This is a genomic window from Nesterenkonia alkaliphila (assembly GCF_009758175.1).
GTDB lineage: Bacteria > Actinomycetota > Actinomycetes > Actinomycetales > Micrococcaceae > Nesterenkonia > Nesterenkonia alkaliphila.
Window position 1 is genome coordinate 1 of sequence record NZ_WRPM01000004.1, and the last position, 20,422, is coordinate 20,422.

Here is a 20,422-nt window from a genome sequence, read left to right on the forward strand (position 1 = left end):
ACACCGCAGCCGGCGGGGCCCCGCGACTGGGCTGCTGCCCAGGCGTCTGAGTCATCGCCGTCACTCCTCCAGCTCCTCGAGCATCTCCTGCCCCCGCTGGTGGGCTTCTTCGGCAGCATCAAGCAGCTCGTTCATCCCACGAGACTCCAGCTCAGCCACATAGGAGTCCCAGTCGTCGAAGGAGCGCTGTCCAATGATGAACTGTGCAGTGGCCTGATTGACGTAATCAGTCAATGCAGTCTGCCAGAGCGAAACCTGCTCCAGCTCCAGCTCAGTGAACGGGACATTCGGCTGCAGCGGAAGCTCCTCCTTATCGGCCATCTGCTCCTGCAGCTCCACGACTTCCTCGCTCATCAGGGAGAGGAACAGCTCCGTGTCGGAGCCGAAGTTGTGCGTGAAGACTCCGTTGTAGAAGCCGTAGTCCACGGAGAGATGCGTTTCCGCACCGGGATTGAAGTCCTTAATGCCCACGTGCTCAAGCAACTGTCGCTCACCGTCGGCGCCCACCTCATAGGTCTCGCTCTCCACACCCCAGATGGCAAACTCCAGTCCGGAATCGGAGTAGTAGAGCCAGTCGATGAACTGCAGCAGTGCCAGGAAGTCCTCTCGGTCGGCAGCGGCTGAGGAAATGACCAATCCGACGTCGAAACGGCCTCCGCCCTCGACCACGTTTCCGGCCGGACCGGCAGGAACTGGGATCATCCTTACCTCGGCGTCGGATCCGGCCTCCCCGATGGCCTCCCAGTACCCCTGCATCTCCTCCTCGTTGGTGGAGATGGCAGCTGATTGGCCAGAAGCAAACTTCTGGGTGGCCACCTCGTCGTCCTGGGTCAGGGACTCGGGGTCCAGCAGGTCAGCCTCGACCAGGGAGGCGAAGTACTCCAGCATCTCGCGGTACTCATCGCTGGCCCCGATATATATGAATTCCTCGGCATCATGGTCATAGCGGAGGCCGTTGCCGTAGCCCCATCCGCCTGCCGTGTTGAAGCTGGGCCCTACAAGATTCAGCGTTGCGTTCATCTGCCAACGATCAGACCACGGGATCATGTCCGGGTACTCATCTCTGATCACTTCAAGCTGCTCACGGAACTCGTCCCAAGTCTCGGGATCCTCCAGCCCCTGCTCCTGCCATATATCGGCGCGGATCGCGATGGTCCACTGGTGATAGGGGTCCTCACGGAGTCCGGGCAGGATGTAGGCCTTCCCGTCCTCCTTGCGGAGATTGTCAAACTCCTCCCAGAGGTCCCATGTGTCCAGCTTGTCGGTGAAATTGGGCATGTAGTCCAGGTAGTCGCTGACCGGCAGCAGGGAACCGCCAGCGATGAACGGGTCCTCGTGCCCAGGCCAGATCACCGGCATGAAGTCCGGGGCCTGACCCGAGCCGATCAGCACCCCGCGCCGGTCCTCGTAGTCGCTCAGCGGGGCAACGACCGGGTCCAGGGAGACCCCATGCTCCTCCTCCAGATGCTGCAGGATCAGCCAGTCCTCCTGCAGCGGATAGTTGGGATGGTCCCGGTAGAGCAGGGAGAAGCTCAAAGGTTCAGTCGCCACGAAGGTATCGCCGGCTTCGAAGTTCTCCATGGCCCCGTAGCCGTAGTCATCCTCGTTAAGCTCGGCACCTTCCTCTGCGCTGCCGCCGCAGGCACTCAGCAGTAGTGCGGCGAGGACAGTGGCTGTAACTGCTGAATGAAGGTGCATACGCTCAGTCACCGGTACCCTCCCCGACCTCTTCGAGCATTTCCAGATTGCGCTGGTGTGCCTCTTCCGCAGCCTCCAGCATCTGGTTCATGCCCTGACCTTCAAGCTCAGCCACGTAGTCATCCCATTCATCGAGGTCCCGTTGGCCGATGATGAACTGTGCTGTGGCCTGGTTGACGGTGTCGGACAGTGCGTTCTGCCACAGGGAGACCTGCTCCAGCTCTAGATCAGTGAAAGGAACATTCGGCTGCAGCGGCAGCTCCTCCTTATGGAGCATGGCCTCCTGCCACTCGATAACATGCGGACGGAAGGAGGCGTGCACGTACTCAGTGAGTGACCCGTTAGCATGCATGAAGGGCTGGTTGTAGAACCCATAGTCCCGCAGCAGATGCTCGTCGGCCTCCGGATTGATCTCATTGATGTCGATATGGTCGACCAGCTGGATCTCGCCGTCCTCGGTGCGCTCGAAAGTCTCTCCTTCCACGCCCCAGGTGGCGAACTCCAGCCCGTTGTCGGAGTAGTAGAGCCAGTCGATGAATTGCAACAGCGCCAAGAAATCATCCCGCTCAGCAGTACTGGCCGAGATCATCAACCCGCTGTCGAACCGGGAGCCGCTGTGCAGAAAATCGCCGTTCCGGCCCCCTGGGATGGGGATCAGCCGAGCTTCAGCTCCTTCTGTTCCCAGCTCGTCGAATCCGCGGTGGTATATCTGGGTCGATTCATCGTTGCCGCCGATGACGAAGGACTCCCCTGCGGCGAACTTCTGCTCAGCCAGCTGGTCGTCCTGCGTCAGCGATTCGGGGTCCATCAGGCCCTCTTCGACAAGTCCCGCGAAGAACTCGACCATCTCGCGGTACTCGTCTGATGCCCCGGCATAGATGAACTCCTCGGCATCGTGGTCGTAGTACAGGCCCTGGCCGTAGCCCCACCCGGCCACCGTGTTGAAGTTCGGAGAGGCAATATTCAGTGTGCTCTGCAGTTCCCAGCGGTCGGAGTAAGGGATGACCTCGGGATACGCCTCCTTTACGGTACGCAGCTGATCGGCGAGCTCGTCCCAGGTGGCGGGAGCCTCCAGCCCGAGCTCGTCCCATATGTCGCCTCGAACGACAATGCTGAACTGCAGGAAGGGGTCCTCCAGGAGCCCAGGCAACATATAGACCTTGCCGTCCTCCTGGCGCAGGCGGTCGAACTCATCCCAGAGATCCCACTGATCAAGCTTGTCAGTGAAGTTGGGCAGATAGTCCAGATAGTCACTGACCGGCAGCAGCCCGCCGCCTGCGATGTAGGGCACTTCCTGGCCTGGATAGGTGATCGGGACGAAGTCGGGCATATCCCCTGCTCCGATCATCAGTGACCGCCGCTCCTCGAAATCGCTCAAGGGTGCGTTGATGATGTTGAGGGAAACGTTGTGCTCCTCCTCAAGGTGTTCGAAGAACAGCCAGTCCTCATCAAGACCGTGGTCGGGATTATTGCGATAAAGCAGGGAGAAGCTCACCGGTTCGGTAGCCTCGAAGACGTCATCGACACCGAAGCTCTCCATCGCGCCTGTCCCGACGTCCTCAGTGTCGAGCTCGATGCCGTTCTCGGCCTCAGCTGAACCGCTGCAGGCGCTCAGTGCAAGTGCGCTGATCCCAAGCGCGGCTGCAGCCGATAGCCAGCGGGAGTCCTTTCTCATCAACGGGCTAGTCATGATCAGTTCCTCTCTGTGCGACGACGCGGACAGCCCAGCAGCCACTGCGTCTATGTGATAGAAATCACTGTAATGTTAACGTTCACATTCTGCAACCCTTCGAAAGGTGATCAATGTCCCGCTCAGACCTCCACGGCTACCTGCTGGTCCACTTCGTGGAAAGCAGCACCGAGCACACTGAGAAGATCTACTACTCGCTGTCCTGCGGAGACGACCCCACCACCTGGGAGAGGCTCAACAACGGCCAGCCGGTGCTGGAATCCGCGCTGGGCACCACTGGGGTGCGAGACCCCCACCTGATACGCCATGCCGAGGGCACCGGTTTCACTCTGATCGCTACTGACCTGCGAGTATGGGCGAAGGGGCACCACACTCCAGAGATGTGGGACGAGTGGACCCGCCGCGGGAGCCGCTCTGTGCTCCTGTGGCGCAGTAGGGACCTGGTGCACTGGTCCGCCCCGCAGCTGAAGCCGCTGGCCCCGGCTGAGGCCGGTATGGCATGGGCACTCAAAACACTCTATGACCCCAGCTCCAGCCAGTATGAGCTCTTCTGGTCCTCGCATCTCTATGCGGAGGAAGACCGCTGGCACACAGCCCCCAGCTACAGCAGGATTCTCACTTCCCGCAGCTCAGACTTCACCACTTTCACCAGCCCAAAGGTGTACTTGGACACCGGCTCCTCAGTGATTGACCTGTACGCGGTTAGAGCGGGTGGTGCCGTGCACAGGTTCTTCAAGGAGGACTCCTCCGGAACCGGATCTCCTGGAATCTGCCATGAAGTCGGCGGCAGCATTCACGGTGACTTCGAACGACTCGCACAGAATATCGGCAATGATCGATACCGCCAGTTGGAAGGACCAGCAGCTTTTCCAGACAATCGTCATCCTAGACGCTGGTACCTCTTCCTGGATCAGTATCTCGATTCACCACAAGGATATGTCGGGCTCTACAGCGATGACATTGCCTCAGGACAATGGAAATGGGTCAAGAACTTCAGTATGCCGCCAAACACCAAGCATGGCACCGTACTTCCGCTCCACCGGGGCGAATGGGAGCGTCTCCGCGCCGCCTATCCGTGACTCACCGTGCCCGGGTGGATGAACGAACCCTGAGCTCGGGCACGATGAAGTCCATCCCGGGATGCTCACCGGCCGCAGTCCTCAGAAGCACGTCAATGGCTGACCGCCCCGCTGCCTCAAAGGGCTGCCGCACAGTGGTCAGTGCCGGAGCGAAGTATGCCGCTGCGTCCACATCGTCGAACCCGACCACGGAGATATCCTCAGGCACCCGTAATCCAGCGTCCTCCATCGCCCGTACGGCCCCCAGGGCCATGTAGTCATTGGAGACGAACACCGCATCCAGCGCCGCGTCCTGGTCCAGTAGCTGCTGAGCAGCTTGATAGCCGTGCTCGGCCCCCCATCCTGGACTACTGACCCGCAAGGTGGGGTCGAGTCCCGACTCGATGAGCACCTCCTGCCAGCCTGCTATACGCCCCCGAGCGTCGTACCAGTCCCCTGGGCCGGCGAGATGCGCGATCCGACGGTGTCCAAGTTCCACCAGATGCTGGACAGCGAGCCTGGCCCCCATCTGCTGGTCGATTCCCACCACGTTCTGCTCCTCGGCCGGGCTCAAACCTGAGGTCACCATCACCACTGGCATTCTCCGGGAGAGTTGTTTAGCAGCATCGGCCACGGTGGGGATCGGAGCAATAACCACTACCGCCTCGATCCCGTACCCGAGAAAGAAATCCAGGGTCGACTCCACAGTCTGCTGTTGGGCGTCGCGAACGACACTCAGTGCGGTGGCAAAGCCCCGCTCCCGGCAAGCCTGTTCGATAGCTAGGGTCATCCGGTTAGGCCCGAAAGAGACATCTCCCGGGCTCACCACTCCGATCAGCCCGGTTCGACGAGTCTTCAGCGCTCGAGCTTGTGAGTTACGCCGGTAACCAAGCTCGCGCATCGCTCGCTGGACCCTGGCCAGGGTGTCACTTCGCAGCGCCTCCGGTGAGTTCAGTGCCCTGGAAACGGTCTGATGAGAGACACCGGCACGCCTGGCGACGTCAATCATCGATGGCGCCCGCACAGGTCTCTCAGAGATCACCTGTTAATCCTACTCATGGGGTAGCCCCCACCGGGACTCGCTCAGTACCGGGGCGCGGCCTCAGGCGTCTGCGCCAGGTCCGCGCGGACCAGGTGGGAGACCCTGCGCTCCACAAAGAAGCTGAAGAACGGCACCAGGCCCCCGGATATGATCAGTGCCAGCCGGCCAGCGCCCCAGCGCAGCATGTACCAGAGCCGGAACCCGGCCACCAAGTAGATGATGTAGGCCACCCCGTGCGCCTGGGCGATCATCGTAGATGTGGATCGCGCATCCTGCAGTGAGTCCGCGGGGTAGAACCCAATAGTGTTGGTGTCCCCCTCTACCGTGGTGCCCCCCACATAGAGCTCGTAGCCCTCCCAGAAGGTCCAGCCGAACAGGGAGCCAGAGACCAGGATCTTGGCCACCATGATCAGCAGGAAGACACCGGTGATGATCGCCATCACGCGGTAGAAGGTCAACCCGCTGCGGATCTGGGCATGGGTGCCGTAGAACCGCCTGGTCTCCTTGGGCCGCGGCGGCGGCGTCCCCAGGTCAACCTGCGTCCCGGCGGCTGCTGGGCGCCCGGTATTCGGGACCCGTGCAGATTCGGGAAAGTCTGTGCGGGCCATCTCGGAGCCGGTACCCGACGTCGGCCCGCCCGCTGCGCTTTGGGTCTCACTGGTTCGTTCGCGCTCTGTGCTCATTCGTTCTCCTCTGCCTGTGCTGCCTGCTGCTTGGCCAGCTGTTCACGCCGCCATTGCTCTTCCCACTCCGCGTCCAGCCGGGCCTCCTCGGCCTGGCGCTGCTGGGCGTCGCGCACCATGCGCCACCAGAAGTAGAAGGCAAAGCCGGCGAAGACCACCCACTCCACCGCATAGAACAAGTTGAGCCAGTTGATACTGCTGCCCTCGGGCTGGGTGCCCACCCACACCCCCTCCAGGGAGGACGAGCCGGAAGCCCCTGCCTCTCCGCTGAAGTCCACCAGAAAGCCGGAGTAGGAGTCTTCATCCCAGAGGTTGATCAGCTCCGCCACCGACAGAGTGGACAGCAGCGGATAGGGAAGTTCGCGCGGACCCGGTGCCGGAGCCTCAGTGGGCAGCAGCCTGCCCTGAAGGGTGAGCTGCCCCTCGGGAGGCGGGCCGACGGCGTCGTAATCCTCCGCCCATCCGCGCACCACGGGTATCACCTCACCAGCCGGTGCGTCTGCCACCTGGAAAGCCGCCACGGCCCAGTAGCCGCTCTCCCCTTCCTGGAGACGTTCAGCGATGAAGACCTGGGTCTCTGGCAGGAACTCGCCGGTGACGTCAACGATCCGGTCTGCCTCATGAACTGTGATGGGGCGTGCCGGCTCGTAGATTTCAGTCAGCGGCGCCGGGGTCTCAGTGTCCTGGTGCTGAACGGTCTCGCTGCGGGAGGCGCCGAACTGCCAGGCGGAGAGCACCACAAATACGGTGGCCATGACCAGCGCAAGGATCAGCATGGCGATCCACTTGGGCTGACGGGCGATATCCCAGAAACTTGGCGGGTGAGGCACCATACCAGGATACGCGCGCCCGGGTATGAGTTCTACGCGGCGTAGAAATTTGAAGTGTGACCTCGATTTCAGGTATCTGCCTCCCAGTGTGAAGATAGGGGCATGATGCGACTGGATCACGTTTCGTTCGCCGTAGGACCCGATGGTATGGACGCCACGGTGAACCGGATCACTGAGGCTCTGGGGGTGGAGCGGGTCAAGGGCGGCATCCACCCCCGTTTCGGCACCGCCAATGCCATCATTCCGCTGGCCGGAAGGCAGTACCTTGAGGTTGTTGAGGTCCTGGACCATCCCTCGGCCGATAAGGCCCCGTTCGGCCAGGCGGTGCGCAACCGTTCCCAGATCGGCGGGGGCTGGATGGGTTGGTGTGTGACCGTAGATGACTTAGAGCCCTTTGAGCAGCGGCTGGGCCGGCGCTCCGTGCCGGGCAACCGCAAGTTCCCCGACGGCCAGGAGCTGACCTGGCAGCAGATCGGGATCAAGGGGCTGATTGCTGACCCCCAGGTGCCCTACCTGCTGCGTTGGGATGAGGGCACTGAGCACCTGCATCCCTCCCGCGCCTACGAACCTGAGGCCAAGCTGGAGCGGCTGTCCATCGCCGGCTCACCACAGCGGGTGGCCGACTGGCTTGGCTCACCCGAGGCCGACCCCTTCGACGACGTGGAGGTGGAGTGGATTGCCCCCTCCGGCACTCCCGGGCTCATGAGTGTCACCTTCCGGACCCCCAAGGGCCAAGTCACTATCTGAGGCCGTCACCGTCTGAAGCCGTAGTTTCCGCTGCGGGCCCACCTCAGGCGAAGAGCCAGAGCACCAGAACCAGAGCCGCTGTGTAGACCGGCATCATCAGGACCGGCACATAGCCCACCCACCGCACAGACTCAGCGCGGCGGTTCACGGCCTCCCGGTTCTCCAAGGGTGTGGCGACCATATCCTCGCTGAGGGTGGCGCTCCGCATGCGCAAAACGCCCCATACCGTGGTTATCGCCAGCATCAGCACACCGAAGATCAGCAGCGGGATCGGTGCCAGCTCCAGCAGCGGGGTACGCAACAGGCCCACGGCCAAAGCCATGAGTGCCACCAGGGCTACGCCGCAGAGCACCGCTGGCACAGGCCGGCGCACCACGAAACGCACGAGGCTCAACACGCGCCAGGTCATCAGAACAATGGCGGCCACGACAATGCCGAGCATGGTGATCTGTCCGGTACGGATGACCACCTCCTCGCCCTGGGTCAGCGGCGGCATGGCCCAGAGGATGGGCAGCATGCCGAAGATCTGCCCCAGGATGGGCACCACAGTCATCAGTTGCGGCGTCTCCCGCTGCGCGAGCTCGGGCAGCTGGAGCTGCTGGGCATAGTCCGCCGGAGTTCCGAAGGACTCTGCGGCAGTCTCCCCGGCCTCAGCGCAGTGCGAATCCACCTCTGCTAGCGTCTCGCCGATGGACTTTCCTGAGGCTCCGCGCAGCCGCAGCTCCACGGTGAGCTCCTGAGCCCACACCGGGTCTACATGGGGTGCAAGTTCCCGCTCGAAGCGATACTTCCGTGGGCTAGGTGTTCCGGTCATTGTTCCTCCTTATGCGCTGCTGGCTCGAGAATCTGCTCTATCACCTGGGCGAAGCTCTGCCACTGCCGGCTCATGTCCTGGAGAGACCGGTGCCCCTCCTCGGTGAGGCGGTAGTACTTGCGCCCTGGGCCGCCCTCACCCGGCCGCCACTCGATCTCCACCCTCCCGGAGGCCTCAAACCGTTTGAGCATCGGATACAGCGTTCCGCCTTTGACGGTACCGAGTCCTCCGAGAGCGAGCCTGGCAGAGACCTCATAGCCATAGGTTGGGCCATCGGCCAGGATGCGCAGAGTGCAGAGCTCCAAGACACCCCGGAGCCACTGCCCCGGCCATTCTTGTTCTGAACTCATATCTAGATAGTACAGCTATCTAGTCAGCCACGCAATCTAGCTTGGGACCAGGCAGCACGGCAGACACAAATGGCTGAGGCACCCTGCTCTTTCGAGTAGGGTGCCTCAGCCATAGCACGGGGTCAGGTGCCGGGACCGGAACCGTGACTCATCCAGCACTGATGTGCCGGGAAACAGACTCGCTAGCCCTTGGCGGCCTCCGCCTCCAGCTCCTCGCGGGCTTTGGCCAGCTTGCGCTCCTGGACCTCGGCAAGCCGCTGGGCACGGCGCTCGCGGCGGCGCTTGGTGGGCCAGGTGATCAGCAGGGTGATCAGGCTCAGCAGGAGCAGCAGCGCGGCAAGCCAGATCCCAGCATCGATCCAGAACTGCTCCGGGTAGAGGCGGATCAACGCCGACTCCGAGGAGAAGCTCCAGTTCCCCTGAGGGAAGAAGAGGTTATGGAACTCAGTGAAGAACCGGTCCCAGCCGATCACGAATGGAGTGACCACACCAGCTATCAGCAGGCCAATCGTGGCCCAGGCGCCAGCAAAGAGCCCACGGGCGAGGCCACCGGGCCGCCAAGCGCGCAGCATCAGGGCCAGCAGCAGGGTGATCAGCAGCAGACCGACACCGATGATCATCGCGTACCAGACCAGGATCTTCACATCCGCCATATGTGAGACTTCAGCCTCAGTGAACAGCGGCTCTCCGCCCGGTGCAAGCTCGGCCAGGTAGCGGGAGTCTGCGGCATTGAGCAGGAAATCGGTGCCGTAGGAGCCGTAGAGCAGCCGCTCGCGCAGTTCCCAGCCGCCCGGATCATCCGGGAAGCCCGGCCGCCAGTACGTGGCCAACAGGAACAGCGGGCTGGCGATCACACGGATGGCCAGCACAATGAACAGGATCGGAGTGAAGATGGCAATAAGCACCGTGAAGAACCGAGAGACTCCCCGCTTGTCCTTCTCCACCAGCTCCTGCAGCTCACTGTCATCAGCCAGCTCAGCCGGGCGTTCGTGGCGGGCCGAAGGTGCCGAGGGCGCCGGGCTGCTGCCAAAGTTCAGGGCCCCGGCCCGTTCTGGCGTAGCAGCGGCCTCGGCTGGCTTCTGAGCCGGGGGCACGGCAGCTCCGGTTTGCCGCTCTCGCGGCAGCGCCGTGGTGCTCTGCTCATCACGCATCGGCAGCGCTGTGGTCTGCTGCTCATCGGCAGAGGAGACAGGCTCTGGGCTCCTGCTTCTCCGGCCTGCTGTGTTCTCCGGGCTGCTCGCCGGGGGGCTGCTGACCGGTGGAACGATGGCGGTGGGCGCATCGTCGGCAGTCTCGGGGACAGAGCCGGCGGGGGCGGCGTCGTTGCTGCGCTCACGCCCCTCACGCGCCTCGGGAGATTCCTCGCCTGCGCGGGCCTCCTCCCGGCTCAGCCGGGCGTCCGCTGCCTGATCCTCGGCAAGGTGGTCCTCGGGGAAGTCAGGTTCATCGGAGACGAAGGCTCCGTAGTCCAGGCCGGACTCGAACTCCTTCTCCTCCGCCGCACTCTGGCGGTTGTCCTCAGGATTCTGGCTCATGATTCGCCTCTCGACACGCATTACTGGCCAGAATCAACAGTAGAGCCCGGAACGGCATCAGGCCCGGAACGCGCCCGGCAAGTTGCGGAATCGGCCCCAGGGCAGGGGGATCAGGCCGTCAGTTCATGATTGCCGGAGTCATAGCGACCCAGATCCCCGCTCACTCCTGCCTGGTGGGCGCGCCGGCCCAGCACCAAGGCGTAGGCCCAATAGGCGGCCAGCACCAGCGCGCCGATGCCGATCCGCAGCCAGTCCGGCCAGGGGGCGGGGGTGACAAAGCCTTCCACGATGCCCGATATCAGCAGGACCAGGCAGAGGCCCAATGCCACAGTGATCAAGCGCCGGGCCTCCTCCGCTACCGAGGTCAGCCGCCGCTTCTGCCCGGGAGCCACCCAGGACCAGAAGATGCGCAGGCCCGCTGCAGCGGCGACGAAAACCGCTGTCATCTCCATCAGGCCGTGCGGCAGGATATTGAGCCAGAACGAGGCCGCGGCGTCCTGTTCGTACATCACTCCCGCCGCTACGCCCAAGTTGACCGCGTTGAGCCCCAGAATCGCAATCGGCCAGATGCCAGTGACCCCGAAGGCCACGCACTGAGCTGCGATCCAGGCGTTATTGGTCCACACCTGAGAGGCGAATGCGGAACTGGGGTGCTCAGAGTAGTAGTTGACGAAGTCCTCCTGGGCGTACTGCTCCCGAGCCGCCTCAGGCATGATCAGGTCGATCTGCGGATGGTGGTGGATCCAGTACCCGGTGGCCGCGGCCAGCCCGATGAATGCCGCTGCGATGAACACAGTCAGCCAGCGCAGCCGGTAGAAGGCTACCGGGAGAGCCTGGGTGAAGAAGTATGCAGTTGCTGTGAAGGCATTCTCACCTGTCCCGGTCAGATGCGCCCGAGCCCGGCCGATCCGCGCAGAGAGCTGGGCGGCCACTGGGGAATCAGGCTCCACCGCTTGGATCATCGACAGGTGGGTCGAAGCCCGTTGGTAGAGCACGAGCATCTCATCGGCCTCTGCCGCAGAGAGCCGGCGCCTGGAGGCCAGCCGGTCGAGGCGGTCCCATTGCGGTTGGTGCACCGCGATAAAGGCATCGATGTCCACGGGCTCCACACTATATGGTGTAGGAGAAAGCGAGCGGGGCCCTGATATCGGGACCTACACGAATGCGCCGCATACGGGTGGGCCATCTCAGGGAGGACCCGACTCAGTAGGCAGTAGTCAGGCGGAAGGCGAGCGAACGTGCGTCATGTGGTCACCGGGGAGGCAGTGACCCTCGACCTGCCCTCAGTCTCTGTGATCACCCGGGGTGCCTCGCTGCTGGTGGACCTGGTCATCTACTGGCTGGCCTTGGCTGGCATCTTCATGGGTCTGGGACAGTTCAGCTACCAAACGCAGCTGCAGCCCAGTCCCGCCGCGGTAGCAGCGATCAGCCTCTCTGTAGTGGTCGCGACGCTGGTGATCGCCCCCATCACCGTTGAGACGCTGACCCGGGGGCGGTCACTGGGCAAACTGATCTTCGGTGTGCGGGTGGTACGCGACGACGGCGGCTCGGTGAGGTTCCGGCACAGTCTTATCCGGGGCCTGGCCGGGTTCGCAGAGATCTATCTGACGTTGGGGCTGCTCCCGCTGCTGATCGGCATGTTCACTGAGCGGGGCAAGCGGTTGGGTGATGTGATGGCCGGGACTTACGCAATCCGGGTCAGACACCCCCGGGTGCGGCCGATGATGCTGCCGGTGCCTGCGCATATGGCGGCCTGGGCGCAGATCGCCGATATCGGCCAGATACCTGACGAGGTCGCGGCACGGGCGGCACGGCTGCTCCGCACCGTGGAGACCGGACGAAAGGTGGACCTGCCGGCGGTCAGCGCGATCAGTGACCGCCTCGCCGCCCAAATCCTGCGGCATGTGACACCGATGCCGCCCACTGCCTCCTCATTGGAGTTCCTGGCCGCAGTGATGGGTGAGCGGCGCAACCGAGAGTATCAGCGGGTGCGCGCCCAGCAGGCCCGCGCTGAGCACCTTCACCAACGCATTCACGCCCTGCCCTACGCCTGAGACTCCCCGATCAGCACCGCTGTTTTCCGCTTAAACCGGCTCAAATTGGCGTGATACGCCGAAAACAGCGGGTCTCGGCAGCCTATGAGCGGAGTGCTCGCGCTGCGTGCCCTCAGGCACGCCACCAGCCTTCAGGCGGGATGGCCGGCGCAAGCCGGCCGAGAGCCGAGCGCGGCGTGTACGCGCCGGCGCAGACCCGACTGAGCCCAGGGAAGACCCGCTTGCGGAGTCTTCCGAGGCGATTGAGGGTTGCGTGCCCTCAGGCACGCCACCAGCCTTCAGGCGTGATGGCCGGCGCAAGCCGGCCGAGAGCCGAGCGCGGCGTGTACGCGCCGGCGGGACCAACTCAGTACCTGTAGTGGTCGGGCTTATACGGACCTGCGACATCCACCCCGAGGTACTCCGCCTGCTCCTTGGTCAGTTCAGTGAGCTTCACACCCAGGGCATCCAGGTGGAGCCGGGCGACTTTCTCATCGAGCAGCTTGGGCAGCACATAGACCTCAGTCTGGTAGGCATCGGGGCCCTGGTAGCCAGACTTATGCGATTTGGCGAACAGTTCAATCTGCGCCATGACCTGGTTGGTGAAGCTGGAGGACATCACAAAGCTGGGATGGCCGGTGGCGTTGCCGAGATTGAGCAGACGCCCCTCGGAGAGCACAATGATGGAGCGCCCCCCGGTGTCTGGGAACACCCATTCGTGGACCTGGGGTTTGATCTCCACATTCTGGATGCCCGGTATCCGCTCCAAACCGGCGATATCGATCTCGTTGTCGAAATGACCCACATTGCCCACAATGGCCTTGTCCTTCATCCGCTGCATCTGCTCCGCAGTGATGATGTCCTTGCCGCCGGTGGTGGTGATGAAGATGTCCCCGGACTCCAGCACATCCTCGAGCCGAGCCACCTGATAGCCGTCCATCGCCGCCTGCAGGGCGTTGATCGGGTCGATCTCGGTGACCACCACCCGGGCACCCTGTCCGCGCAGCGCCTCAGCTGAGCCCTTGCCCACGTCTCCGTACCCGCAGACCACCGCGGTCTTGCCGGCGATCAGCACATCAGTGGCGCGCATGATGCCATCGGGCAGGGAGTGCCGGATGCCGTATTTGTTATCGAATTTGGACTTGGTCACCGAATCGTTGACGTTGATCGCCGGGAACAGCAGCTCACCCTCTCGGGCCAGCTGGTAGAGCCGGTTGACCCCGGTGGTCGTCTCCTCGGTGACTCCTGCGATCTGTTCGGCGATCCCGGTCCAGCGCCGGGGGTTCTCGGCCAGCGAGTCCCGCAGCGTCTGGAGGATGATGGTGTATTCATGAGGATCATCAGCGGTGGCTGAGGGCACTGCCCCTACGGCCTCAAACTCCGCACCCTTATGCACCAGCAGTGTGGCGTCGCCGCCATCGTCGAGGATCATATTGGCTCCCTGGGCAGGGTCCCGGTCCACACCGGGCCAGGCGAAGATCTGCGTAGCGGTCCACCAGTAGTCCTCGAGAGTCTCGTTCTTCCAGGCAAAGACCGGCACACCCTGTGGGTTCTCTGGCGTGCCGTGGGGGCCTACCACCACTGCGGCGGCGGCCTCGTCCTGGGTGGAGAAGATATTGCAGCTGGCCCAGCGCACCTGAGCACCCAGAGCCACCAGGGTCTCTATGAGCACCGCGGTCTGCACGGTCATATGCAGCGAACCGGCGATCCGGGCTCCGGCCAGCGGCTGGGCGTCAGCGTATTCCCTGCGCAGACTCATCAGCCCGGGCATCTCGTGCTCAGCCAACCGGATCTGGTGGCGGCCGGCTTCATGCAGGGAGATATCAGCAATCTTGTAATCGAAGCTCATTCAGTGTCCTTGAGAAGTCTGGGGACCCCGCCCTGGATCCGGTAGCGGCGGGTGTCATCGGTGAGGGCTACCAGCTCATCGCCCTGCTGGCGCAATCGGCTGCCGGTGGCCGGGCAGCGCAGGATTTCCAGTACGGCGGGGTCGATCACTGGGGTATCGGGCATGGGTTCCAGACTACCTGGTGAGCTCAGGGACGACGCCGCCGCCGGCACTGGACCGGGATCGGCACCTCATTCCCGAATGAGCCGGAGATGACCGCGGCTGATGCCGGCCCCTGCTTCCGGGGCGGCCAAGGGGGCCGGTGCCTGCCGGGCCGCTGGGGTCACTGCCGGCTGCCGGGGTTCACGGACCGCCTCGGCCAGGGCCAGCAGGTCGCCATCGTCATTCTGCGGGCTGGCATAGTCCAGGCGGAGCACCTCCCAGCCACGCGGTGCGCTCACGGCATCGGCATGCGCGGTACAGAGGTCGTAGCTGTGCGGCTCGGCGTAGACGCTGATCGGCCCGACCACCACTGTGGAATCGGCATAGGAGTAGGTCAGCGTGGCTACGGCCGACGCTTCACAGCTTGCTTTGGTGCAACGGCGTTTGGAGTCCACGGGAGTTGAGCCTACCCAGCCTTCACTCAGATTCCTGGGATTTTGAGCTCCGGGTCAGGGATCGAGTCTGAACGGGACGTGTTGGCTGATCGGGGTGATCGGGTCCAGGGTACCGAGGCTGAAACGCCCCTCCTCATCAGTGCTGAGGGTGCTGCCGTAGGCCTCCCCATCAGCCTGCACCACCAGCACTGCGTAGACATCCTCCAGGCCAGCAGCCTCGGCACGGTCCAGCAGTTCCTGGTAGGGCACCTCGGCCGAGGCTCCGCCCTCGGTCTGGGTCACCAGATCCTCGGAGCTGGCGCCGCTGCTGTCGAAGAGCCGGTAGGTGACCTCTGCACCCTCCTGTCCGGGCGGGGCGAAGAAGCGCAGATCGGTGCTGAAGTCCTCCGGCAGCAGTGCCCCGGAGCCGGCGCTGAGCGGCTCAGCTGCGGCGGCCCAGCTGAAGTCCGGTGCCGGGTCGACCTCCTGCTCCTGGGTCTCAGGCTCCAGCTGCTCGCCAGTCCAGGGATCGGTCTCCGGCTCCAGCTCCACCTCTATGGTGACCTGCTCCCCGGTACCGGCGCTGCGCACTGCGGCCAGAGTGGGCTGATCGGTGGTGAGGGCGACGTCGTAGGTTCCCGGCTCCAGTCCGGACAACCCCACAACTGAGACTCTCCCGGCCTCTAGGCTGAAGACCCCGGGCGTGTCAGTCACCACCTGCCCCTCGGTGCTGAAGACCTGCATCTCCACGGTGACCGGCTCCGGGCCGGGTGCGTAGAACCAGATTTGAGGGTTCTGGTCAGCTCCGGCGGGGAATCCCACGCCATAGTGCTCCTGGCGCAGTCCCGGCTGCGGACTCAGCTGCTCAACTCCCAGACCACTGCCTGCGGCGCTGGCGGCTGACTGCAGATGGGCCGTGACTGGAGCGCCGCTGGCCTGCACATGTACGGCCAGCTGTGCCTCGCCGTCGCTGAGTCCGGCCAGGTTCACGGTGCGCACGGTGTTCTCCGGGACCAGCAGGGTGGTAGCGCCCAGCGCTCCGGTCTCACCCTCTTCGCTGTAGGTGGTGACCTCCACGGTGGCATCCCGGTTGTGCGGGTTGGCCAGGGTCAGCAGGGAGGCCGAGCCGGTGCCGGTCTCCGGGCCCAGGAACCACTGGCTGCGCTCTGGTGCAGTGCAGCCGGCAGTTGCTAGGCCGGCGACTGCCCCGTCCTCGGCATAGTAGGTGAACCCGGCGGCAGCGGCAGGGGAACGTGACGGACTCAGCCCTGCCAGGGGCTGGATCTCCAGCAGCGAAGGGCTGAGGCCCTCCTGCTGGATTCCGGTGACCAGATGCCGTTCAGCCAGTCCGCCGCCGGCAGACTCACCGGACTCATCAGCAGCGATGAGCTGCAGAGGCTCACCCCTGCCGTCCTGGCCCAGCGGCAGCCAGTCGGCGCGGGGCAGCCGGCCATCGGCCGCAGCGAAGACAGCTGCGCTGCGCAGCGCCGATGCGGAACTGTCCCGCTCGGCGTAGTCGAGCAGGCCCTGGTCCGAGATCGAGTCGGGCTGTCCGGGCACCGGGGGGCAGACCAGCCGCTCGGTGACGGCGGGAGCCGGCACGGCATAGGCCGGCTGCTGCAGCAGGACAGGTTCGGGGTCCGGATCGCTGACGTGCAGCCAGGCGGAGCCGGCACCTGCGGCGATCAGGCCGAGCCCCACCAGGACTGGCACAGTACGGGTGGGACTGGCAGGGCCCGGGCGGTCGGTGCTCTCGGCCTCATGGCCGCCCGGCGCTGCAGCGCCCTGCTCTGCCGCCTCAGCTTGCCGGACCTGCTGTGCGGCGGCCCGCTCCTGGGCTTTCTGCGCTTTGCGGCGGGCCCGCCGCTGAGCCCGGATGTACCTGTTGACAGAGCTCACCGTCTCACCTCCGTGGCCTGGGTCAGCTGCTGGTCCGGGATGACCGGCAGAATCCGCCAGCTGCGCGGCAGGGGCACGGCGACCAGCAGGAAGATCAGCACCAACAGGCCGGTTAAGAACAGGATGGGGTACTGGAGCTGAGAGCTGTGGCTGAGCGTCAGCTGGCCCTGCGGCTGCTCGGCGAAGCTCTCCGGTAGGTGGAACTGGCGGGTCCAGTCCATCTCCTCGGGCTCAATCTGCAGGCTGGTGGGGGTGACCCGGCGCAGGCTCTGACCATCCAGCTCGGCATCCCAGCCCACAGCGCGCTCGGTGGCGAGCTCCACGTAGTAGTCCGTGCCGGGCTCCAGCTGCAGGGGTTCGCCGCTGCGGTCCCGCAGCTGACTGAGGTCCAGATCGATGCGGTGGTGGCTGCTGGGCAGCAGGGCCACCGGATCTCCCTCCGCGGTGACAATCCGTGCCCAGGCGGTGGTGGTCCCTGAGATGCCGCCAGCAGCAGGCAGCTCCTCCTCAGCGGTGTCCACCCGCCAGAGCGAGCCGAATTCGGTGTCTCCCACCGAGATGAGCCCGCCAGCAGTGTCCGCGGCCTCCCGCAGTGCGGTGCCCTGGGTGACCAGCACATAACCGATGCCCAGTTCCGCGGCCAGGTCTGAGACATGCTCTGAACCAGGGGCGACGACGCCGGCCACCAGTTCGCCCAGCCGCTGCTGGGAGGCGCTGAGCTCCTCTGCGGGAAGGGGATCTGTTCCAGGCCCGGTCATACCCAGCCAGCTGGCCGGCGCCTCCGGGGTGGCCCAGAGCGGGAGGTCCTGGGCCACAGCGGCCGTACGGCGGCTGTCCAGCGTGCTGCCGTGCCGGGCCCGGATCTCGGCGCTGACGCCCTGTGCTGAGGAGGAAAGCACCAGGGTGCGGGCGGCGGCCGGGCCGGTGCCGAGATCGGCGGCAGTGGCCGGCAGAGTCCGCACTGTGCCGGGCTGGATAAGCACGCGTTCGGTGTTGACAGTGCTGATGGTCATCCCATCCAGTCCTGCACCGGGCATCATCCGGGGCGCTGCCCAAAACACTCCAGCGGTAAAAACGGCCAGCACCAACAGAGTGGAGGCCACTGGGGAGAAGACCCCGCCCAGAGCTGATCCGGCAGCCTGTGAGCTGGACAGGCCGCTGACCGCTGCTGCGATCAGGCACAGCGCCAGCACTGAGACCAGAGGGCCAATATGTGTGCCCACCACCTCTGAGCCGGCGGATCCGGCCGCCAGCCGGCTGACCAAGGCGGAATAGCCCAGAGTGCCCAGTCCGATCAGTCCGCAGCTGAGCACCACGGCGCGCCGGCCCACTGCCAGCAGAGCGAGCACGGCGATGACCAGCAGGGGCGCACCGGTGAGCAGCGCAACCCGCAGGGCCCAGAAGCTCTCGGCCAGCACGGAGGGCAGCCATGCCGCGGACTCTGAGTTGGTGGTCCCGGGGAGACCGCCTGTGGGGTCAAAGGCCTGGGAGAACCCCAGCAGCTGCTGCCAGAGGGGCGCGGAGGCTCCGGCCTCGGTCACGCTGAGCGATCTGCCGGGTTCGGAGACCAGCACAGCGGCCAGATTGGCCCCGCGGTCCAGGGCTGAGATGAGCATAGGGGCGAAGATCGCCAGGGCGGGGATGGGCAGCAGCCAAAGCACCTTTCCGGCTCTGCGGAGCACCAGGGCGGCGATGACGCAGCTGAGTACGGCAGGGACCAGCAGCACCGGGGCTGCAGCAGTGACTACGGCAAGCAGCAGCGCGGCCCCTGCGGCGGTCTCCCAGCCGGCGGTGAGCCGCAGCGCGGCCACCCGTCCTGCTGTGACCTGGTGCCGGCCATGAGCGCGGACTGCCCGCACTGTGGTCAGCACGAGGACCGGCAGCAGGATATGAGCGATCACCGCGCCGATCCGCCCCTGGCCCGCCGCACTGTGCAAGGCCGGCAGCAGCGCCCAGATCAGGGCTGCGATGAGCCGGTGGAAGGTCTTGGGGCTCCAGAGGCCGGCCGCCCACCAGGCGGTGAGTGCGCTCAGCGGGGCGGCCAGCACCACCACCCACAACAGCACGGCTGAGGCATGGCCGAAGCTGAGCGCGGAGAGGATCAGCAGCACCAGGTTGAATGGGTCGGCCGCTGCCCGCTCCCCCAGCGAGTCAGTGACCAGGAAGGAGACGGTGTGCTGCCATACCTCTGCCACTGAGCCGGAGACCGGCAACGAAGCCCCGCCGGCCAGGGCCGGGGCGGTGAGCAGCTGCCGGAAGCCCACCAGCGAGACCCCTGTCAGCGCCACCAGCAGCAGGAACAGGCCCAGTCTGTCCTCGGAGCGGCGGACTGGCATTTGGTCGAACTCGCCGTCCCGAGAACCCAGATCGGGCAGTTCTCCGGCCTCATCCGCAGCACGCTCACCGGGCATCCCCACGGTCTCGGCGGTGGTGTCCCGCCGGCGCTGCTCGCGCAGCTGGCTCCCGCTCAGCAGGTTCTCCCGCACTGCCCGGCGTCCAGCGGCCAGAGTCTCCTTGGCGCTGTCTCCGGCGCGCTGAGATCTGGACAGGGCAGCGGCGCGGCCCTCCCGCCGGTGGCGGCGCAGATGGGCGATGGCGGCAATATTGGACAGCCCCGCGGCGGCATGGCGCAGCTGCGCCAATCCGGCGTCCGGGGCTTTGCAGGCGAACAGCGCCACGGTGCGCAGCAGGGCGGCCACCCACATCAGGACCCAGAGCGGAACCACTGCCGGCCACGGTGCCTGGGTCAGCCTGGTGCGGATCTGGCTGCGCCGGTGGTCCTCGGGCAGCAGCAGAGCACCGGCGAGCCGGTGGACCATCTCTCGCTGGGCCGGTTCCACCCTGCGCACTGCGGCAGTGGGCTCCAGCACGGTGCGGGCGCCCACCTCGCGGGCGCGGGCGCAGAACTCGGCGGCGGCGTAGTCGGGTTCCAGCGCGGGGCTGAACCCGCCCAGATCTCCGAACAGGCTGGCCCGGACCAGCATCCCGTGGGCCGAGACTGCGGGCACCTCGTCACGCCCGTCGTACTGTCCCTGGTCGAACTCCTTGGGTTCAGTGAGCGTGACCACTTCCCCGGAGCGGGCCGTCCAGAGCCCGGCGTTGAGCAGCCGGGGCTCCTCGATGCCGGCGATCCACTGCTTGGCACCGACTACTTCAACGTCCTGGTGAGTGTCCTCATCCTTGACGGTGAACAGCCGCTCCTCCAGGTGCTCCAAAGCCTCCGGTTCGGGGACGGCATCGGCGGGCAGTATCCACAGCCATTGGTACTTGGCGGAGAATCCGTCCCCCAGCTGCCGTTCCAATCCGCGCCAGAGTGAGGTGACATTCACCCCGCCGGGACCGGTGGTGAGGGTCTTCTTCGCTGCGCGCCGGTCCTCCAGCAGCCTCGAGCGCAGCGAGCGTGAGAGGTCCTGAGGGCCGGCATAGCTGCCCGCCCCGAGTGTGATGATGCTGTCCGGCTGACGAGTCTGCCATTCCAGGCCTGCGGCCAGGTTCAGCGCACGGCCGTGAGTGTCCCACTGCGGGGACGCAAAACCGCCGCCGTCGTGCAGCACGACAGCGGCGATATGGAGCTGAGCCCCCGGAGTGCTCACCGGCCGGCTCCCTCATATGGGGTGTC

At 65.1% G+C, this 20,422-nt stretch carries 17 protein-coding genes; 3 read left to right on the plus strand and 14 right to left on the minus strand.

Annotated elements, in window-relative coordinates:
- Window positions 1-60: 60 nt before the first annotated feature.
- Together GNZ21_RS00215 and GNZ21_RS00220 are read right to left on the minus strand one after the other, a co-directional pair.
- Window positions 61-1,710, minus strand: coding sequence for an ABC transporter substrate-binding protein (locus tag GNZ21_RS00215; protein ID WP_229659553.1), 1,650 nt, complete (start codon window positions 1,708-1,710; stop codon window positions 61-63).
- Window positions 1,703-3,388, minus strand: a complete 1,686-nt coding sequence (locus tag GNZ21_RS00220) for an ABC transporter substrate-binding protein (RefSeq protein WP_229659554.1) — start codon at window positions 3,386-3,388, stop codon at window positions 1,703-1,705. The genes GNZ21_RS00215 and GNZ21_RS00220 overlap by 8 nt, the downstream gene beginning before the upstream one ends.
- Before the next feature lie 113 nt (window positions 3,389-3,501).
- Between GNZ21_RS00220 and GNZ21_RS00225 the strand changes: the two genes are divergently transcribed.
- Entirely contained in the window at window positions 3,502-4,467 is a 966-nt protein-coding gene (locus tag GNZ21_RS00225; protein ID WP_157320239.1) for a glycoside hydrolase family 43 protein, read from the plus strand.
- A gap of 1 nt (window position 4,468) precedes the next feature.
- Here the strand turns inward: GNZ21_RS00225 and GNZ21_RS00230 are convergent, their stop codons facing one another.
- The 3 genes from GNZ21_RS00230 to GNZ21_RS00240 are packed head-to-tail and all read right to left on the minus strand — an operon-like array spanning window position 4,469 to window position 7,001.
- Window positions 4,469-5,488: a LacI family DNA-binding transcriptional regulator gene (locus GNZ21_RS00230; protein ID WP_157320240.1), complete on the minus strand. Its 1,020-nt coding sequence runs from the start codon at window positions 5,486-5,488 to the stop codon at window positions 4,469-4,471.
- Window positions 5,489-5,529: 41 nt separating this feature from the next.
- A complete protein-coding gene (locus GNZ21_RS00235) occupies window positions 5,530-6,171 on the minus strand; it encodes a DUF3817 domain-containing protein (RefSeq protein ID WP_229659555.1) in 642 nt (213 codons plus the stop codon).
- Window positions 6,168-7,001 carry an SURF1 family protein gene (locus GNZ21_RS00240; RefSeq protein WP_157320241.1) on the minus strand — a complete coding sequence of 278 codons (834 nt, stop codon included), beginning with the start codon at window positions 6,999-7,001 and terminating at the stop codon, window positions 6,168-6,170. The genes GNZ21_RS00235 and GNZ21_RS00240 overlap by 4 nt, the downstream gene beginning before the upstream one ends.
- A 102-nt stretch (window positions 7,002-7,103) precedes the next feature.
- Here GNZ21_RS00240 and GNZ21_RS00245 point away from each other — a divergent pair, with 102 nt between their 5' ends.
- Window positions 7,104-7,748, plus strand: coding sequence for a VOC family protein (locus tag GNZ21_RS00245; RefSeq protein ID WP_157320242.1), 645 nt, complete (start codon window positions 7,104-7,106; stop codon window positions 7,746-7,748).
- 43 nt (window positions 7,749-7,791) lie between these two features.
- On the opposite strand, the gene GNZ21_RS00250 is transcribed toward GNZ21_RS00245, so the two are convergent.
- From GNZ21_RS00250 to GNZ21_RS00265, 4 genes are all read right to left on the minus strand, one after another.
- The gene (locus GNZ21_RS00250) at window positions 7,792-8,562 is read right to left on the minus strand and encodes a hypothetical protein (RefSeq protein WP_157320243.1); all 771 of its coding nucleotides are present in this window, start codon (window positions 8,560-8,562) and stop codon (window positions 7,792-7,794) included.
- The gene (locus GNZ21_RS00255) at window positions 8,559-8,912 is read right to left on the minus strand and encodes a PadR family transcriptional regulator (protein WP_157320244.1); all 354 of its coding nucleotides are present in this window, start codon (window positions 8,910-8,912) and stop codon (window positions 8,559-8,561) included. The genes GNZ21_RS00250 and GNZ21_RS00255 overlap by 4 nt, the downstream gene beginning before the upstream one ends.
- Window positions 8,913-9,094: 182 nt before the next feature.
- Window positions 9,095-10,447 carry a TIGR01906 family membrane protein gene (locus tag GNZ21_RS00260; RefSeq protein ID WP_157320245.1) on the minus strand — a complete coding sequence of 451 codons (1,353 nt, stop codon included), beginning with the start codon at window positions 10,445-10,447 and terminating at the stop codon, window positions 9,095-9,097.
- A gap of 110 nt (window positions 10,448-10,557) precedes the next feature.
- Window positions 10,558-11,547: a stage II sporulation protein M gene (locus GNZ21_RS00265; protein ID WP_188503743.1), complete on the minus strand. Its 990-nt coding sequence runs from the start codon at window positions 11,545-11,547 to the stop codon at window positions 10,558-10,560.
- Window positions 11,548-11,685: 138 nt separating this feature from the next.
- Between GNZ21_RS00265 and GNZ21_RS00270 the strand changes: the two genes are divergently transcribed.
- On the plus strand, window positions 11,686-12,501 hold the full coding sequence (locus GNZ21_RS00270; RefSeq protein WP_157320246.1) for an RDD family protein: 816 nt from the start codon (window positions 11,686-11,688) through the stop codon (window positions 12,499-12,501).
- Window positions 12,502-12,847: 346 nt separating this feature from the next.
- On the opposite strand, the gene ahcY is transcribed toward GNZ21_RS00270, so the two are convergent.
- From ahcY to GNZ21_RS00295, 5 genes are all read right to left on the minus strand, one after another.
- The gene (ahcY, locus tag GNZ21_RS00275; RefSeq protein ID WP_157320248.1) at window positions 12,848-14,329 is read right to left on the minus strand and encodes an adenosylhomocysteinase; all 1,482 of its coding nucleotides are present in this window, start codon (window positions 14,327-14,329) and stop codon (window positions 12,848-12,850) included.
- Window positions 14,326-14,493, minus strand: coding sequence for a Trm112 family protein (locus GNZ21_RS00280; RefSeq protein ID WP_157320250.1), 168 nt, complete (start codon window positions 14,491-14,493; stop codon window positions 14,326-14,328). The genes ahcY and GNZ21_RS00280 overlap by 4 nt, the downstream gene beginning before the upstream one ends.
- A 66-nt stretch (window positions 14,494-14,559) precedes the next feature.
- A complete protein-coding gene (locus GNZ21_RS00285) occupies window positions 14,560-14,925 on the minus strand; it encodes a DUF3499 domain-containing protein (protein ID WP_188503744.1) in 366 nt (121 codons plus the stop codon).
- A gap of 54 nt (window positions 14,926-14,979) precedes the next feature.
- Window positions 14,980-16,803, minus strand: coding sequence for a DUF5719 family protein (locus GNZ21_RS00290; RefSeq protein WP_157320252.1), 1,824 nt, complete (start codon window positions 16,801-16,803; stop codon window positions 14,980-14,982).
- The gene (locus GNZ21_RS00295) at window positions 16,800-20,396 is read right to left on the minus strand and encodes a glycosyltransferase family 2 protein (RefSeq protein WP_157320254.1); all 3,597 of its coding nucleotides are present in this window, start codon (window positions 20,394-20,396) and stop codon (window positions 16,800-16,802) included. The genes GNZ21_RS00290 and GNZ21_RS00295 overlap by 4 nt, the downstream gene beginning before the upstream one ends.
- Between the last annotated feature and the right edge of the window lie 26 nt (window positions 20,397-20,422).